The organism is Beijerinckiaceae bacterium (genome assembly GCA_004564215.1).
Taxonomy (GTDB): Bacteria; Pseudomonadota; Alphaproteobacteria; order Rhizobiales; family Beijerinckiaceae; genus Methylocapsa.
This window is the reverse complement of the sequence record CP024846.1, coordinates 3010034-3027739: the sequence shown is the minus strand read 5'-3', so window position 1 is coordinate 3027739 and position 17706 is coordinate 3010034. Positions and strand designations below refer to the sequence as shown.

15 protein-coding genes and 1 pseudogene are annotated in these 17706 nt (G+C 58.2%); 13 read left to right on the top strand and 3 right to left on the bottom strand.

What is annotated here, in order from left to right; all coding sequences use genetic code 11:
* Positions 1 to 252: 252 nt before the first annotated feature.
* The gene (locus tag CU048_14495) at positions 253 to 2211 is read right to left on the bottom strand and encodes an FAD-dependent oxidoreductase (GenBank protein ID QBR72286.1); all 1959 of its coding nucleotides are present in this window, start codon (positions 2209 to 2211) and stop codon (positions 253 to 255) included.
* A 380-nt stretch (positions 2212 to 2591) separates the two neighbouring features.
* Between CU048_14495 and CU048_14490 the strand changes: the two genes are divergently transcribed.
* From CU048_14490 to CU048_14470, 5 genes and pseudogenes are all read left to right on the top strand, one after another.
* Positions 2592 to 4847 (top strand): hypothetical protein, encoded by a 2256-nt coding sequence (locus tag CU048_14490; GenBank protein QBR72285.1) that lies wholly within the window; start codon positions 2592 to 2594, stop codon positions 4845 to 4847.
* Positions 4848 to 5150: 303 nt separating this feature from the next.
* A complete protein-coding gene (locus CU048_14485; GenBank protein ID QBR72284.1) occupies positions 5151 to 5966 on the top strand; it encodes a hypothetical protein in 816 nt (271 codons plus the stop codon).
* 196 nt (positions 5967 to 6162) lie between these two features.
* A complete protein-coding gene (locus CU048_14480; protein QBR72958.1) occupies positions 6163 to 6501 on the top strand; it encodes a hypothetical protein in 339 nt (112 codons plus the stop codon).
* 81 nt (positions 6502 to 6582) lie between these two features.
* Complete coding sequence (locus tag CU048_14475) at positions 6583 to 6768, top strand: hypothetical protein (GenBank protein QBR72283.1); 186 nt, start codon at positions 6583 to 6585, stop codon at positions 6766 to 6768.
* A 10-nt stretch (positions 6769 to 6778) separates the two neighbouring features.
* A pseudogene (locus CU048_14470) lies at positions 6779 to 7077 on the top strand (hypothetical protein).
* Positions 7078 to 7722: 645 nt separating this feature from the next.
* Here the strand turns inward: CU048_14470 and CU048_14465 are convergent.
* A complete protein-coding gene (locus CU048_14465; protein ID QBR72282.1) occupies positions 7723 to 8130 on the bottom strand; it encodes a hypothetical protein in 408 nt (135 codons plus the stop codon).
* Between CU048_14465 and CU048_14460 the strand changes: the two genes are divergently transcribed.
* The 6 genes from CU048_14460 (at position 8107) to CU048_14435 (ending at position 14856) form a co-directional block, all read left to right on the top strand.
* A complete protein-coding gene (locus CU048_14460) occupies positions 8107 to 9726 on the top strand; it encodes a hypothetical protein (GenBank protein QBR72281.1) in 1620 nt (539 codons plus the stop codon). The two genes, CU048_14465 and CU048_14460, sit on opposite strands and share 24 nt — an antisense overlap.
* Before the next feature lie 96 nt (positions 9727 to 9822).
* The gene (locus tag CU048_14455; GenBank protein ID QBR72280.1) at positions 9823 to 11733 is read left to right on the top strand and encodes a type I secretion system permease/ATPase; all 1911 of its coding nucleotides are present in this window, start codon (positions 9823 to 9825) and stop codon (positions 11731 to 11733) included.
* The gene (locus CU048_14450) at positions 11730 to 13040 is read left to right on the top strand and encodes an HlyD family type I secretion periplasmic adaptor subunit (GenBank protein QBR72279.1); all 1311 of its coding nucleotides are present in this window, start codon (positions 11730 to 11732) and stop codon (positions 13038 to 13040) included. The genes CU048_14455 and CU048_14450 overlap by 4 nt, the downstream gene beginning before the upstream one ends.
* A 17-nt stretch (positions 13041 to 13057) precedes the next feature.
* Positions 13058 to 13402, top strand: coding sequence for a hypothetical protein (locus CU048_14445; protein QBR72278.1), 345 nt, complete (start codon positions 13058 to 13060; stop codon positions 13400 to 13402).
* A 41-nt stretch (positions 13403 to 13443) separates the two neighbouring features.
* The gene (locus CU048_14440; GenBank protein ID QBR72277.1) at positions 13444 to 14271 is read left to right on the top strand and encodes a hypothetical protein; all 828 of its coding nucleotides are present in this window, start codon (positions 13444 to 13446) and stop codon (positions 14269 to 14271) included.
* Between the two features lie 189 nt (positions 14272 to 14460).
* Positions 14461 to 14856 carry a hypothetical protein gene (locus tag CU048_14435; protein QBR72276.1) on the top strand — a complete coding sequence of 132 codons (396 nt, stop codon included), beginning with the start codon at positions 14461 to 14463 and terminating at the stop codon, positions 14854 to 14856.
* Between the two features lie 47 nt (positions 14857 to 14903).
* On the opposite strand, the gene CU048_14430 is transcribed toward CU048_14435, so the two are convergent.
* On the bottom strand, positions 14904 to 15215 hold the full coding sequence (locus CU048_14430) for a hypothetical protein (GenBank protein ID QBR72275.1): 312 nt from the start codon (positions 15213 to 15215) through the stop codon (positions 14904 to 14906).
* Between the two features lie 114 nt (positions 15216 to 15329).
* Here CU048_14430 and CU048_14425 point away from each other — a divergent pair, with 114 nt between their 5' ends.
* Both CU048_14425 and CU048_14420 read left to right on the top strand, forming a co-directional pair.
* Entirely contained in the window at positions 15330 to 16076 is a 747-nt protein-coding gene (locus CU048_14425; protein ID QBR72274.1) for an SDR family oxidoreductase, read from the top strand.
* 431 nt (positions 16077 to 16507) lie between these two features.
* Positions 16508 to 17491: a PAS domain S-box protein gene (locus tag CU048_14420; GenBank protein QBR72273.1), complete on the top strand. Its 984-nt coding sequence runs from the start codon at positions 16508 to 16510 to the stop codon at positions 17489 to 17491.
* Positions 17492 to 17706: the final 215 nt, after the last annotated feature.

The following is a 17706-nucleotide window of genomic DNA, read 5'->3' as shown; positions in this document are numbered from 1 at the left end:
CGCGCGTCCGTGACAACAATCTACTCGAGCCTGCCGCGCCATCCGCACCCGTGCGGTCCACGCCATGATCCTTCCCCAATCATTTCCCCAAACTTCCATTCGGCACAATTAAGAACATCTCGGCACCTCTCAATCTCGCTGTCTCATGCGCTGGCCGGTGTCAGACATGAAGCACATCGGGCACGCCTCATCGTCGGCCATCTTCTCGTCGTCGATGGCGGCTGGATCGCCCGGCAGTTTTGGGTTCCTTGCTCATAGGCCGATCATATTCAGCGGCGGCCCCGGAAAGCTGGCGAAAGCCGGCGCGCCCGGGACGGGCCCCAGTAACTCCGTGACGGCCCGCGCCGCCTGATCGATCGAGGAATTGGCATAGGCATAGGCGCCGGCATCGGCATTGGCGATCGCAATCCGTCCCCAGCCTTTGCGGGAGACCTCGATCGGCATCGATCCGGCCGGCCAATAGGCATCCCATGGCCGCATATATTCATAGGTATATCCATGCGACCAGCGATTGACGGTGATGGCTTCGATATCGGCCGCCGGATCGAAGCCCCCTGGCCCGAGGGCTCTGGCCAGCAAGTCCCGGATTTCCCGCTCGTAATCCTCAAATGAAATCCCCAGGAGTCCCCTCCGTCCCTCCAAGCTCTGCTCGCGCGGGGCGCCATTGCCGACGACTGCGATCTTGGGCAAATGCAGGAGCATGGGTTCGGACGGATCCTCCGGAAAACGATAGGTGCCGACCGATACGGGGTAATCGAGGAAGGCGCCATCCCAGAAACCGGTCGGATCGGTGAAGCCGGAGAGTCCAAGCTTGCTGAAGGCCGACCAGTTGCGGATCAGCACATTGGCATAGACAAGCGGCACTTTTTGCTGATCGTCGAGCGCGGTCTTCTGCGCCACACCAATCTCATCGCACATGAGATGAATTTCGCGGTGCCAGCAGGCAATCACACTTCGGCCGGCTGTCGCTGTTTTGAGGCGGCCGCCCTGAAGATAGGTCACCTCGACCCTCTGCGCCGTGGCCGGGGCGCCGAGATGGCGCAGCTTGACACAAGGTGCCTGAAGACGAATGCGGATCTTGCTCAATGCTTCGTCAAGGCGGCCATACTCCGTTTTATTGAGGACGAGATCTTCCATCGTGGCCCCCGCGACCGCGGCTGGAATCAGCCCCCGCACGATCGCGCGGGCAAGCGATGCGTTGCCGTCCGGAAAATGGTAAATATAATTATCCGCTGCTTTGAAAAGCAGACGGCCCGAGGGGCTCATCGCGGGATCGACCGCTTCGCCAAGGTCCATTTTGTCGAAGCCGGGAAGGCCCGCCGCCCAAGCGTCGAGGCTGGACGTGGCATGGATGCCAACCCCGAAATATTCGGCTGTCGACTTCTTGAAATAAGCAACGACCTCCGGGTCGGCGCCGACGATTTTGGCGAGAAAATCGGCGTAGGTCGTCGCGGCCAGAATCTCGCGTTTCTCCGCGCGGCTCTTGCCGGCAAAATAATCGAGGGGTGTGTCGATGAGCGCGATGAGGTCTTGCTTCGCCTTATCGTTCATTGGCGCATTTGAAACCCAGCCAGCCGCCTTTTCGGAGAGGCGCAAGGTTGCGTCCCGAGTGAAGTGCTCCTTGCGGAAGAAGACGCCTGCCGCGAGGTCGTGCCGCGTGGCCCAATCGCGATCGTACCAGGTGTTGAACCGCTCGAGATCGATGTTGAGATCGGCGATCAGCTTGGCAACCGCCGGTGAGAAGAAACTCGGCGACTGCAGCGACTGCGAGCCGCCATAGCCGATGATCAATCGCCCGTTCGACGCGGTGAACTCGTTGCGCTTGGCATGGCCGCCGAAATCGTCTGTGTTGTCGAGGATGAGAATACGGGCGTCTCCTCCCATCCGCTGACGGAATAGAAAAGCCGCGGCGAGCCCGCTGATCCCCGCGCCGATAACAATGAGATCGTAATGTTCACCGGTCGATTCCGGCGTGCCGGCATTGACCCAGAAATCGCCGCTGCGGATCGCGTGCATGGCATTAAAATCGGCGTCGGTTTGGCCCCGAAGGCCCATCAAGGCCGGCGGATAGACCGACGCTTGTGCAAAGGCCTTTCCAAGACCGCCATCAATGGCAGCCGCGCCCGCAGCGACCGCGAGGCCATCCAGAAAATCACGCCGCGTGATCGAGCGGTGCATGCCGAGCCGGCGATCATCTGAACGTTCGACCATGTCCCGTTCCCCTGGAGATTCAAGATAACGGCGAGCCTATCACCGTCCATTCAGCCTAATGCGCCGAGCATGCCGTTAAACGACTCGCATTTGTTCGGTTGAATTGGTTTGAGATGGCACGCTTAAGGTGTCACAGTGATGCATATATTTTTAATGAATTGATATCTATCAAAAGGCAAACTTATATACGCGTTATTAGACATCCAGAATTTGATCACGAATAGCGATTAATGGGGCATCTGCAACTGTTTTTCTCTGGGTCTGAGTTCGCAACTGAGGAGGTTTGAGCCTCTCCCGACCTCGCGAGGGAGGTCGCCAACACTAGCGCAAAACGCGAGGAAGTGAACATGGGGCTCTGTACACCAACGCTCATCGGCCCTGTGTCTGAACTCAGCCAGGATATTCGGGTTCAAGGTGCGCTCAAAAGTGCAACGATCGTCATCTCGTCGGTGGGCAAGAAGCCGCGCGATGTGGCCAAGGGCACAGCCAATGGGGGCGACGATCGGATCACGCTGTTGGTCAACGAGAAGCTCAGCTGCGATGACATCCTGGTCGTGATGCAGATGCTCGGCTCGGACAAGAGCTCGATCACCCCAAAGGCACTCGGATTAGCAGTGCAGCCTGAACCGACCACTACTTCAGAACTCGGCGCGCCGGGATTCCTCTCACATTTGTATCAATGCGGCCAGCATGTGTGGGCTCAGGGGGTCGTGCCCGGCGCAACCGTCGAGATCAGCTTCGACAATAAAGTTCAGGGATCGGCGATTGCGAGCGAGGAAGGTGCGCGGATTGGTCTGAAGAACGGCTTACCTAAGACCGGACAAATCTCCGCCCGTCAGATATCCCCTGTGGGACCTGGACCTGCGATTTACGCAACGCCGGATTCATTGCCCTTGACAGGAAACTCCCTCCCGCCGCCGACCATTCACAAGCCCATTCTTCTTGCCTGCCAAACAGCGGCGCTTGTGAGCGACGTTTTCGACGGCGCGCGCGTAACGCTGAAGCGTTCATCCGGCAGCGACGAGATTGCCGGGTTTGATTTGCCGGCGCTCTGGTTCTTGCTCTTGAAGCCACTGGAAGAGGGCGAAAGCCTCACAGCAAAACAGGATTTCCCGAGCTGCGAAATAATGGGCGACGCCAGCAAGCCCGTGATTGTAGACAAAGCGACCGGCTTGGATAAGCCGTTCGTGCCGCCGCTGTGTGCCGGTTCGCAGCGCATTACGGTGTTCAACCTGGTGCCCGGCTCCACAGTACATATTGACGTCCAAGGCACATCCTACCTTGGAATGACTCCGCCGACCCGGTCTTGGGTCGCATTTGATGTCGACCCTCTCCCAGCAAACGGCAAGTTGATTGCCGTGCAAGAACTATGTGGCGTTAAGAGTTTGGGCTTCACGGTCAATATCGATCCGCATGAGGACGTGAAGACGCCAGTGACGCTTCACGAGCCCTTGAGTGAATGCGCGCGCGTGGTCAAAGTCAGTAACGCGCATCCAAACGCTTATCTGCAAGTATGGGCAACAAACAAGCAGAACATAGCAGCGCCGATCAGTGATTTTGTGTTAGCCACCGAGAAGGACGTGACGTTGCACGTCACACCCTATCTTCGAAGAGACGACCAGATCACTGTAAGACAATGGGCCTGCAGTGCCGTGTGGACCGAATCTAAGCCCATCAAGGTACAGCCGCATTCGGCACTCGGGCTTCCGAAACTTGTCGGCCCCATATACTCGGGCGACACCAGCGTCAAAGTCGATTGCGTTCCCGGCGCTCACATTGAAGTGTCGGTGCTGGACGATGATAAGGGCTGGGCCTTTGGAGGTGTGGGCGATGCCCCTGATGTGCCGGCGTCGGTTGCGTTGAACCGCATATTGGTGACCAACCAGCGCGTGCGAGCGCGACAAATGCTCTGCGCCCTTATGTCCGACTGGGGCCCTGACGCGACCGTAATCCGGCCTTTACCCCAAATACCGGTCCTCGACTCGCCGCCGAATGGAGCGACGGGGGTCGCGCTGACTCCAACCTTCTCTTGGCACGATCCAGGCGCAAATGGCGAAGGGCACGCCGACAAATACGAATTTACTTTGTTACGTCAGTCGACCCCGGTCATTGCCAATATCATGGTCAATGCAACGAGCTTCACCGCCCCGAACCCACTCATATATGAAACCGGCTACACGTGGCAGGTGCGCGCTCACAATATAAGCGGCCCAAGCAACAATTGGGCAAGCGCAACATTCACGACATTAAAGGCGCCTCCGCCACCGCCGCCGTTCCTCACCTCCTATGATGTGACGACGAAGACACTGAAAGGGACGGGCTTCCTCGCCAACCACGCAGTCCACGTTCGCATCAGTCTTATGGGCAGCAGCGTCCAGAATAGCTATGGTCAATGGGTGCCTGATGGACGTGATGTTTTTGTCAACTTCACATCTGATGCACAAGGCAATCTGACGGCTGCGATCAATCCGTTGCTAGTCCTCCCGCCTTTGTTCCTCGACGATGTGGTTGGTTATCTTACCGGCTGTGCGCCCAGCGAAACCATGAATATCTCAGCCAATGACGAACGGCCGGATCCCAACGATACTGCCACGGGGACGCTTTGGAGCAATACCCTCCACGTGACGTGCAGTTAACGGCGCAAGACCCTCACTGTCTCCCGCGCGGGTTTAGCCCCGCCGTGATATGGGCACGGTTAGCTCTCCAAATCTAAAGCATGACGGCCGGCGCCCAGCGCGAGCATGGCGAGCAACAGACATAAGCGGCGCAGGCAAAACTTGTCTTGATCCTTTATCGGGCTCGGCGGGGGAGACGAAACGCATCTAAAAGCCTATAATCCTTTTTGAGTATCGGTCCCGGTTTCGTGTGACCCCCCTCTCATAAAACGGAGTTGCCCTAACCCGTTGGCCGCGTGTTGCTGGTTCCATAGGAGCGCGCTCATGACGGATTTCCATGCAGTTCAAGGCGCAAACGCGACGGAATATCCAAGCGTACGGAAGATCGGGCCCGCGGACCTCAAAGAGGCTCTGGCGAAAGGCATCGGCGACTTTTTGGCGATGCCGACATCTCTTATTTTCTTCGGCCTTGTTTACCCGCTCTACCCGATCATTGCCATTTGCCTTGCCGGCAATTCCGTCGAGCTGCTGTTCCCGATCATGTCCGGCTTCGCGATGCTTGGCTCCTTCGCGGTGATTGGCTTGTACGAGGTGAGCAGAAGACTGGAGCTCGGACTACCGATTTCGTGGACCAAAATGTTCGACCTGCGCCATGCGCCCTCCTTCCCCTCGATCCTCGCGCTCGGCTTCTTGCTCCTCGTCCTGTTCATCTGCTGGCAGGCCGCGGCGGAAGCGCTTTATGTGTCGCTCTTCGGTTCAGCGCCACCCCCGTCCATAAGAGCTTTTCTTTACGAGGTTCTGACCACAGGCCGGGGTTGGAGCCTGATCCTGTTCGGCAGTGCGCTCGGCTTTATCTTTGCCATTGTGACGCTGAGTGTCAGCGTCGTGTCGTTCCCCTTACTGCTCGATCGCAACGTGGGCGTAGCGGTGGCCGTCCTCACATCTATTCGGGCCGTGTTGCTTAATCCATCGACGATGGCGCTCTGGGGTTTGATCGTCGCGGTGTCCCTCACGATTGGCTTTTTGCTGCTGCTGATCGGCCTCGCCTTCGTTGTGCCGATCCTCGCCCATGCCACCTGGCACCTCTATCGCCTTGTGGTGGTCGCAAGCCCCAGTGGCGGCGTTGGAGTTCGCGTTTAGGCGAGAAGCCCCAAGCATGACGCGATGCGGTCGCTCCCTGCCGCATTGCGCAATTTGGCGACCGCGGTCCGATACGGTGTGCATCCCTTCGCCGTGCAACCATCCCGGTTCGATGCGGTTTAAGATGGCCCTCCCGACCGATGACACTGGCGGGGAGATTGCAACTAAGGGTCAATGTTTGAAGGAGGATTCGCTTATGTCCCGCAGAATTTTTTTCGCCATGTTGTGCCTTGGCGTCGCTCTGTTCCTTACGCCGCAGGTTTCCCTAAGCGCCGAAGACCATATAGCCGAAGCCATCACACACACAAAACAAGCCATTGAACACGGCAAACAGGGGCATGCCGACGTCCTTGTTACGCACGCCGAAGCGGCACTCACCCACGCGGAAGCCGGAGAGACCGTCAAGGCCAATCCGCACACGGAAGAAGGCATCAAGCATTTGAAGGAATCGATCGCGGAAGGCAAAAAAGGCAACGCGCCTTCGGCCACAACCCATGCGGAAGCGGCATTGACGCATCTCGAACAGGCCAAGTAAAGCGGCCGCCCTTGCACGTGCTCAGTCGGCGTAGTGGTCTCGTATTTCAAAGCTACGCCGGCTCGAAAGTTGATTTGCTTTATGTCATGCGGAGACGAACACATCGCCGATTTCTCGGACAGCCGCATAGGCACAATCAGCATCTGTACCGGTTTGACGGTTTGCGGCGTGATTTTCATTGTCTTCACGGGCCGCTATGAACTCAGCGTGTTCATCGTCGCTGCGCTCTTGCCGTGGGTGGAGCTTTGGTTCAAACGCCGCAAATGATGTTTGAAGAATGGGCTTTCCTTCGGCGAAGACCCGCGTTCAATCGCGCGCCCTCCAGCCCCCCGCGACGAAACAGGCAGCGAAGGATGCACTCGCCCGCCGGTTTGCCTATCTCGATCAGCGCCTAGCCGGCGGGATTATCTGACGGGCTCAACCTTCACAGTTGCCGACGCCTATGCCTTTACGGTTCTGAACTGGACCCATACGTTCGGCATCGACTTGGAGCGCGAAGCGATGGAAGGCCGAAGGAATTTTGGAAAAGGCGGCGTAGTTGCGATTTGTAAGGAAAACGGCACCGCTGTCTATTGAGGTGCGGAACCAGTAGGTGCCGGCAGCGTTGGTTTTGTACAGGCAAAAGCGGAGTCGCGAGCCAGCGTGTAGCAACGCCCCTCCCAGGTGACTCGCGGCTCCGCGACCGACTTATCTCCCGCCACGGTTTCCGAAGCAAGCGAAGCTTGAACTTGGCTCTCATTTTTCGCAATCCTTCTCCTCAAGCCCGGCAGGAACCATCAAAGCCGTGCCGCGTTCGACCGGGCCGACGAAGCGGGCCGGCAAGCGCATTTGGCGGGGAAAGTCGCCGCTGCCCTGATGGAGAACGCCGCGACGCCAATCGGGACTGGGACGGAAGCTCGGTTCGGCTTTTTGCGTCCAGGAATGCTCTTCAGCGAATGTAATGAATTCCTTGAGATCCTTTTCTCTTTTCCATGACCAAAGGAGGCCGAAGGTTCTGAAGAAACCCTTGTCTGCGCAAATCCTACTCCCGTAAGTGGCGGCGTTGGTGGCCGCCCTTTTTCGTGAAGTCCGCCTGCCCTCCTTTTTGCCAATATAATCAAGCGATGAAGCGAAACTGGCTACGCAAGTTGCATCCATATGTGTAGGGCGTCGTGCCCGTGTCACAGCTCTTTGCTTAACGAAGTCCCGTTGGATCACTTGTCCATCGGGGAGCTTCATATGTCAGAACGTCATGACCAACACGAATCGCGGAATCACGAGCATCATCACGGGAATGCGTTTCACAATAGAATTTACGGAACGAATGGCGATGATGACATTCTCGGGACGAACCGCGACGACACCATCTTCGGATTTCGTGGAAACGACGCTATTTTTGCCGGCCGCGGCAACGACACTGTCCATGGCGGTCATGGCGATGATCTGATCGACGGCGGCGATGGCAACGATCGGCTGTTTGGCGATCAAGGCAATGACGCGCTTGTGGGCGGTGAAGGCAACGACGATCTTCACGGCGGCCAGGTCAGGGATTTGCTCTACGGGGGCGCCGGACGCGACCAACTCGATGGCGGCGAAGGAAATGACAAATTCCTGTTCCGCAAAGGGATGGGCATCGATACCATCGAGCATCTCCAAGCCGGTGATCGGCTCGATATCCGCGATTTCCATGTCGCGTCGTTTCAGGCGCTCCTCAGTTCCGCGCATCAGGTTGGACATGATGTCTTGATCAACCTCGGCGGAGGCGACAAGATCGTCATCGAGGATACCCGCGTTTCAAACCTTCATGCCAACCAGTTCGTCATTTCGAACGAGGTCAAGGGACCCTCCAGTTCGCAGACGCCATATCTGCTCAGCAGCGATTCGCATGTCTATACCGAATCTTTGCTCACGGCGGGCGACAGCGTCAACGGCTACAAAATGGCCGGCATTCCCGACGGTCTCGGCGCTTTCGACAATGGCGATGGCACCTTTACCGTTCTGATGAATCATGAAATCGGCACTTCGGGTTCAACGCCGCTTGGTGCCGTTCGTGCGCATGGCGCGGCAGGCGCGTTCGTTTCCGAGTGGGTGTTCGACAAGACAACGCTTGAAGCAAAATCTGGCCACGATCTCATCCAGCACGTCTTCACATATGATGCGGCCACCGACGGCTATCTCGATCACAGCGCCGCCCTCGGCAATGGCGTCGCATTCAGCCGCTTCTGTTCGGCTGATCTGGCGGACCCCAGCGCATTTTACAACGCCGACACCGGACTGGGTTTCAATGGGGGCCGCTTGTTCCTCAACGGCGAGGAATCGGGCGTCGAAGGTCGAGCGATGGCTCACATCGTGGGCGGCGCGCAGGATGGCAACAGCTACGAACTCGCCTGGCTCGGCAACATGGCCTATGAGAACGTGGTCGCCAATGGGCACACAGGCGACAAGACCGTGGTCGCTATGATGGACGACGGCCAGAATGGTCAAGTCTACTTCTATGCCGGTGACAAACAGGCAACCGGCAACGCGATTGACCAGGCGGGCCTGACCGGCGGCCACCTGTTCGGCATCCACGTTACCGAACTGGAAGGAGCGACGCTTAATAACGAGCCGAACACCCCTTCCCCGCTCGGCGCGGACGAAAAGTCCGCCTTCACCATGCTCGATCTCGGCGACGTGAGCGGTCTGAACGGTGCGCAAATCGACGCGGCGAGCGAGGCGGCAGGCGTAACCAGCTTCCTTCGTCCGGAAGACGGCGCATGGGATACGATCAATCCGAACCGCTTCTACTTCGTGACGACCGACGCCTTCAACGCGCCGAGCCGGCTCTGGGCAGCGGACTTCAACGACGCCAGCAACCCGGTGGCCGGCGGCAGCATCAAGCTGCTGCTCAATGGTACCGAAGGGCAGCAGATGTTCGACAACATCACTGTGGATGCGCAGGGCAAGGTCGCGCTTTGCGAGGACGTGGGAAACAACCCCCATCTTGGCAAGGTTTGGCAATATGATCCCGCAACGGACCAGCTTTCGCAACTCGCGGAACACGATGCGAGCCGCTTCCAGACAGGCGGTGCGAACTTCCTTACCCAGGACGAGGAATCATCCGGTATCGTCGACGTGTCGCATATCCTCGGCAACGCAGGCGAAAACGTCTATCTGGTCGATACACAAGCCCACTTCACCGCCGGTGTCCCTACCGAGCAGTTTGAGGGCGGCCAGCTCCAACTGATCCATCATTATCTCGTGTAACGGTAAATCGTTGATCGAGCCGAACTATCGGCTCGGCGGAGATGGGACGTGACTTCGAAGGTGCCGGCTCCCCGCCGGCACCTTCATGTCAGGAGCATGAGCCCATTTGCCGAACTGTCATTTTCGGCCTTTAGCAACGACACCTTGGTGGAGCATCGACGTGAATGCTTCCTCTCCGAGCGGTTCGTCGCTGTTCCGCTTCAACAATCGAAACTTTCTTCCCCGGAGACAGCGTTCGTGACGAGGCCCGCCCAGCCAGCTAGCTCCTCCGCAACCGGTGATGCAAAATCGGAGCTGAGCGGCGCACTTGGATCCTGCCGTTCCGCCTTGATTGGCATCGCCATATTCAGCGGACTCATCAATCTGCTGACCCTGACCGGCTCGCTTTTCATGCTGGAGGTCTATGACCGCGTTTTGCCGAGCCGCAGCGTTCCCACCCTGGTCGGTCTGGCGATCATTACCGCTGCGCTGTTTGTCTTCCAGGGCGTCCTGGAGATCACGCGCGGGCGCATGCTGGTTCGCATAGGCAATCAGATAGACTGGCGTCTGAGCGACCGCATTTATGATCTGGTGGTGCGCCTGCCGCTTCGAACCCGTGGTGGCGGAGACGGATTGCAGCCGATCCGTGATCTCGATACGATTCGCTCGGTGCTCTCCGGTTCAGGTCCGGCCGCTCTGTTCGATCTGCCATGGTTGCCGATTTACCTTGCGATTTGTTTCGCGTTTCATCCGTTGATTGGCTTGACCGCGCTCGCCGGGGTGTTTGTCCTGGTCATATTGACGCTGCTGACCGACCGGTTGTCGCGGCAATCGGTACAAAAGGCATCGGCCTATGCGGCTGCCCGCAACCGGCTGGCGGATTCCAGCCGGCGCAATGCGGAAGTTCTGGTGTCGATGGGGATGTCGGCGCATTTGCTGGCCCGTTGGAGTACGCTTGGAAGCGCATATCGGGAGCAGCAGAAGATTGCCAGTGACGTATCGGGAGGATTTGGCGTCACCGGCCGCGTGCTGCGCATGATCCTGCAGTCCGCTGTCCTGGCGGTTGGCGCCTATCTCGTTATTCATCAAGAGGCCACTGGCGGAATCATCATTGCCAGTTCAATTCTGACGGGCCGCGCCCTGGCGCCAGTCGACCTTGCCATCGGGAACTGGAAAAACTTTATCGCCACCCGACAGAGCTGGCAGCGCCTCGAGAAACTACTTGCACTTCTACCGGCTCCTGCGGCTCAGCTCCAATTGCCGGCGCCGGTCAGGTCCCTTGCGGTCGAGAAATTGTCCGTGACGGCACCGGCCACCGAAAAAGTGCTGGTTGCGGAAGTCAACTTCTCTTTGCAGGCCGGCAGCGCGCTGGGCATCATCGGTGCCAGCGCGTCTGGAAAATCATCTCTGATTCGCGCGCTGGTGGGGGCATGGCGTTCCTCGCGCGGTGTCGTGCGTCTGGATGGGGCAGCCATCGAACAATGGTCACCGGAGACTCTTGGCAAACACATTGGATATTTGCCTCAGGACGTCGAACTGTTTGAAGGGACCATCGCTGAGAACATCGCGCGATTTGCACCGGATCCGCCGATGGAGGCGGTTCTGGCGGCCACGCATGCGGCGGGCGTTCACCCTATGATCGTCAATCTTCCGGAGGGATACAACACGCAGATCGGTGAGCAGGGCGCTTTGCTTTCGGCCGGCCAGAAACAGCGCGTGGCGCTTGCCCGCGCACTCTACGGCGATCCCTTCCTGGTCGCCTTAGATGAACCCAATTCGAATCTGGACGCGGAAGGCGAAGAAGCTCTGACGCGGGCGATCATGGGAGTCCGTTCGAGAGGCGGGATCATTGTGGTTGTTGCACACCGCTCAAGCGCCCTCGTCGCTGTGGACTATGTGATGACCATGCTCAATGGAAGACAGCAGGCGTTTGGCCCCAAAGAGGAGGTGCTTGCGCGGCTGGCGCGACGGGAGGCGGCTCCCTCGGCGCCTTTGAAAGTGGTTCCGCAAAATGCAGCCTCGACATGACCAGCGATTCAGTGAATGGCGAGAGCCGCTCCCTTCGCAATCATCTTGCCGGAGGCACGGTCATTGCCCTCGTCTTGACGGTTGGGATTGGCGGGTGGGCGGCGACGACGGAACTGTCGGGGGCCGTCACGGCTTCGGGATTTGTCGTTGTGGATTCCAACGTCAAAAAGGTGCAGCATCTCACAGGCGGGCTCGTCGGAGAGCTCCTCGTTCATGAGGGCGACCGCGTCCACAGTGGAGACACGCTCGTACGACTGGACGAGACCGTTCTCCAGGCTGGCTTGGCAATTGTTACCAAGGGTCTCGACGAGATGCGCGCCCGCAAGGCCAGGCTCGCCAGCGAGCGCGATGGAACGGATGAACTTGTTGTTCCTCGCGAATTGACCAACGGCGTACCATCGATTGAGCTTGCGGCCGCAATCGATAGCGAGCGCAAGCTGTTTGATCTGCGACGTGCCGCTCGGCAGGGACAAAAATCTCAACTCCGCCAGCGAATCGCTCAGCTCGATGATGAAGTGCGTGGCTACCACGCCTTGCAAAAAGCAAAAACCGACGAAATCGAGCTGATCCAACGCGAGCTGGTCGGTGTCCGGGTTCTTTGGGGAAAGAATCTCGTTCAGCTCAACAGGCTGACGATTTTGGAGCGCGAGGCCGCTCGGCTCAAAGGGGAACTCGCCCAGTCCATCGCCTCGGCTGCACAAGCACAGGGGAAAATTTCCGAAACCGAACTGCAAATCATCCAGATCGATCAGGATTTGAGCAGTGAGGTTGCAAAGGAACTTCGGGAGGTGGACGGTAAGATCGGTGAATTCATCGAGCGCAAGGTGACGGCCCAAGATCAGCTCAAGCATGTCGATATACGCGCCCCGCAAGATGGGATCGTCCATCAACTCGGGATTCACACGATCGGTGAGGTGGTGACCGCTGCAGATCCGGTCATGATGATCGTGCCCGAATCCGATCTACTCTCGGTGGAAGCAAAGATTTCGCCGCAAGACATCGACCAGCTTTACATTGGACAGGCTGCAAGCCTGCGGTTCTCGGCTTTCAATCAACGCACAACCCCTGAAATCCAAGGCACAATCAGCCGCATCTCGGCTGATGTGATCGCAGATCAGCGAACCGGCCAGAATTTCTACACGGTTCGGGTTTCAATCACGCCGAACGAAGTGGCACGCCTTGGCAATGTCAAACTGCTGCCCGGTATGCCGGCGGAAATATTTGCAAAAACCTATGATCGAAATGTGCTGTCCTATTTTACCAAGCCATTGACCGACCAGATCGTCCGCGCGTTTCGCGAGCGCTAGAGCATGTTCCGAAAAAGTTGACCGACTTTTTCGATCAGAACATGCTCCAACTCGTTGAACTTGAGCGTTTCCTTTTCGATCAGATGATTCCACAGCAGCTGGCGATATTTGTAGCAATTTTTTTATGCAGTTCGACGGCTTCAAAGAGCCAAGCCGCAGTCTGCAATTCAGCTTTAGCCAAAGCACAATTCCAGGCAAATCCGCGGAAGGGTCAGCTTGTATCCAAGTGTCGGCTCCCGACATACCCCCTTGACCGCGAGTTTTACTGTGTCGATCGCGTGCATAGTTGTCGCGGTCCATTGGCAGCGCATCTCATAGGATTGCATCTTTCCGCCACCGGCGGATTGCGCAAAGGCTTGTGATAGGATCGGTTCCTCGTAAACGCTAGGGAGGGAGGAACGGCATGAAAGACATTCGCGGTTCGCACGCCATCGTCACCGGCGCCTCGCGGGGCATCGGCACTTTCATTGCAAAGACGCTGGCAGCGCAGGGCGTCAATCTCACCCTTGCCGCGCGCGATGCCGCGAAGCTCGAAGAAACGCGGCGAGCGTGTGAGGCTCTCGGCGTACGTGCGATCGCTGTTCCTACGGACGTTACCTCGCGTGAAGATCTGCGCAAGCTGGTCGAGACCGCGCAGCGCGAACTCGGTCCGATCGATATCCTTGTGAACAACGCCGGTATCGAAATCACCAAGAGCCTGCAGAACACCTCCTTCGAGGAGGTTGACGCGGTTATCCGCACGAACCTCAGCGCGCCTATCTGGCTCATCAAGATAGTGCTGCCGCTCATGGTGGAGCGCCGGCGCGGCGCGATCGTCAACGTTTCCTCGCTGGCCGGAAAATCCTGTGCGCCGTACGACGCGATTTATTCCGCGACCAAGGCAGGCCTCGTGGCTCTCGGCCTGTCGGTCGACCTCGAGCTCGATGGGACCGGCGTGACCCTCGGCACCGTATGTCCGGGTTTCGTGAGTGACACCGGTATGTGGGCGAATGCGGGCCTGAAGGCGCCGTGGATGCTCAAGGAGGTCTCGCCGCAAAAGTGCGCGAATGCCGTGCTCAAGGTAATCAAGACGGGCTCGTCGGAGCAGCTCGTTTCATCGGGGCCAATACGGCCGTTGCTCGCACTCGTGGAGCTTGCACCCGGTTTGCACAAGCCGATTTTAAAGCGGTTAGGTGTGCTCAAGGCATTCCGGGAACGCGCCGAGAAGTTCACGTCCGATATGCCAACATGACAAAGCCGGCAGGTTTTTGTTTTCAGATGTTGCCGGACAGGGAATTCGACACGCCCGGTTCTGAAAAGGGCATCAGACTGGCCCGATGCCCATCGACAGGGCGCCTTGCACTTCGGAATTGCGCGCCAAGCGAATGTGGCGCAGTGTAAGGCCGCGTCCGACAATGCCGGAGAGTGCCCACAGCGATTGATGGAGCAGAAGATGAGCGCACCGGCGAGAACGATTTTCTTTTACGGCCTTTTCGTCATGATGCCGCTCGGCGCCTGGGCTCTTCTCGCCCAAGGCTTGTTTCTTCACGCGTTCGCGCTGCCCCCCACGCAAGAGCCATGGGTTCGGGTGGCCGGGGGATTCATCCTCGGCATAGGTTTTTACTACGTCTACTGCGCCCGGCATGAGCAGCTCGCCTTCGCCTGGATTTCGGCGTTCGGCCGCGTTGCGGCCCTGTTATTGTTTTCGGTCCTCGCTCTAGCCTACGGGCTCCCAACGCTCGTTATCTTCGGATTGCTGGATCTTGCTAGCGCAATTTGGACCTTCTGGGCGTTTTATCGTGCCGCCCGCTTGGCAGCTCCTAAAGCCGCCAATTGAGTTCGTTGATCCAGCCAATTTGTGATTTCGCAGCGGTGTCTGATCAATCAACGGCGCGAGGCGTGGCGGAAGCGCTTTGTCGTTGCAAATGATTTGAGCAGAATTGCGCCGTCTGGTTTGCGAGCGACGCAATATTCCCTGTGTCCGAATTTGAGCGCCGGTCGAAAGAAGCCGCCGACATGCACGAACTGGCGGATGCGACGGTCATGGCCCAGTCCGCGTTGGGGCACAATTTGCGACCGCTGGAGAGGGGCGGACCGATTGCCCTTGAAGAGAGAGCAAAGAAGATTGGCGCCGGCGCCATGTGGAGTCCTGCGGACGCCTGACACAGCCGAGTTGTCCAATATTTGAAGCAGCATTTCAGATGGCTGCCATCAAAACTCTTTCGCGGCACACTATATCTGGACGGGTGTAGGGGCTTGCGGCACAGCCGTATCGACTAAGTTTTCGGGCATCTCACAAGGAATATTCACATGACTACCCCCGTCGTTCTGATCACCGGCGCCCTTACCGGCATCGGACGCGCCACCGCCCTCGCCTTCGCCCACGAAGGCGCCCGCATCGTCATCTCCGGTCGCGGCGACGAAGCCGGGAAGACGTTCGCGACTGAGTTACGCGCGCTCGGCGCGGAAGCCGAGTTTATCCGCGCCGACGTGCGTCATGAGGACGAGGTCAGCTTCCTGGTCGACCAGACCGTCAAGCGCTTTGGTCGCCTGGACGTGGCTGTCAACAACGCTGGAACCGAAGGCAAATCCGGGCCGGTGATCGAGCAGTCTGCCGAAAGCTACGCGGCCACGTTCGAGACAAACGTGCTCGGTACGGTGCTCAGCTTGAAGCATGAGCTGCGCGTGATGCAGGCCCAAAGGCACGGCAACATTATTAACCTTTCGTCGACCTTGGGCCATAAGGCTGCGCCGGGCGTATCCCTCTACGCGGCCAGCAAGCATGCGGTCGAAGGACTGACAAAGGCGGCGGCGCTTGAAAGCGCGGAGTTCGGCGTACGCGTGAACGCCGTTGCTCCCGGTCCGGTTGAAACCGAAATGCTGAACCGCGTCACCGGCAGCGCCGACAGGAAGGCCGGCTTGATCTCGGGCGTGCCGCTCAAACGCGCAGGGCGACCAGACGAGATCGCCCAGGTCATCGTGTTTCTCGCATCCGGCAAGGCATCTTTCCTCACGGGTCAAATCGTGTCTGTCGACGGCGGCAAATCGGCCTCGTAAGTCACAAAATTTCGAAACCAGCCTGCGCCATCCTTTATCGTAGCGCGGGCGCGCTATCAGCAGTTGAAGGAACCCAAAACCGTGACAGCCAAGCCGACCAAACTCCCCGGAGCCGATCATCCTTTGACGATCGATTCCGACCCCGGACGGGTCCTCGTCTGCGTCGCGGGCCGTGTTAATTTGCCATGACTCCGGGTGATTGGTTAAGCTGCAATTTTGGGCAGGGCCGACAACATAACCGCGATGAGCGGACGCTTCACCCAAAGCCACACGTGGCGCGAGTTGATCGGTATCGGCTTAAACAGTCCACAATTTGCGCCCAACGAGCGGGAATGCATGGTCTTTTCCAAAAGGATACCCACCGGATCGTGGGAGGCCATATAAGATGACTCCGTTCTACAAGGCGTTGGTGCATTATCGGGCTCTTGAACATGATGGTTGACCCCACAGATGGCAAACAGGCCGCGGAGGCCGAGCAGTGGCTTGCGGCGATCGTCGAGTGCTCCGATGACGCGATCATAAGCAAGAACGTCGACGGCATTATCACCACGTGGAATCTCGGCGCGGAACGCCTCTTCGGCTATACCGCGGAAGAAATCATCGGCAAGCCGATCACAATCCTCATCCCGCCCGAGCGCATTGATGAGGAACCCGGAATCCTGGCTCGCATCCGGCGTGGCGAGCGTATCGACCATTATGAAACTGTTCGCCGATGCAAGGACGGCAGTCTGGTCGATATTTCACTGACAGTATCGCCGGTTAAGGACGCGGACGGCAGGATCATTGGCGCATCAAAAATAGCCCGTGACATTACCGAGCGCAGACGTGCTCAAGAGCTGCAGAGTCTTCTTCTCAATGAAATGAGGCATCGGATCAAGAACACTTTGGCCATCGTACAGGCTATCGCAATGCGGACATTGCGCAGTTCCTCCGCCGATGAACGTGCGGCATTTACAGCCCGGCTACAGGCGCTCGCGAGCGCTCACGATCTGCTGACCCCCGAGAGTTGGAATCGAACATCGTTGCGCTCTTTGGTGGATAGCGTGCTTGAGCCGTTCAATGAAACGCATCGCCAACAATTCCTTATCGAAGGCCCGGACGATGTTTGGCTGCCTACAACCAAATCGTTGCCGCTTGCGTTGGCTTTGCATGAACTTGCGACAAATGCGGTCAAATATGGTTCCCTTTCCAAAACGACTGGACGCGTGCATATCGGTTGGGGACGAATTCCAAGCAGCCCATCGGATCGGCTGACATTCCGTTGGCAGGAGTCGGGAGGCCCTCCGGTCAAGGCGCCGGGGCATCAAGGGTTTGGCACGCTTTTGATCGAACGTGCGCTTCAAGCCGAGTTGGGCGCAGCCCGCCTGGAGTTCACGCCCCAGGGTCTTATTTGTACTTTGGAAATATCGCTTTAGATTGCCACGATATGCAGGCCGGCATCGAGCATTCTCGATCGACCCGGAGAAAGCATGCAGCACGGCTTTCCATTCGATGAGTTGCCCGTTCCATTGCCTCGAGTCGCATGCTGTCGCATCCGAGAAGTCGTTTCTTTACTGGCCGAAAGGTTTCGGGTGCGAGCGGGCCCATGAGCATAAACGGCACGAGCGCAAGCTGGCAGGCGCCTAGCAAA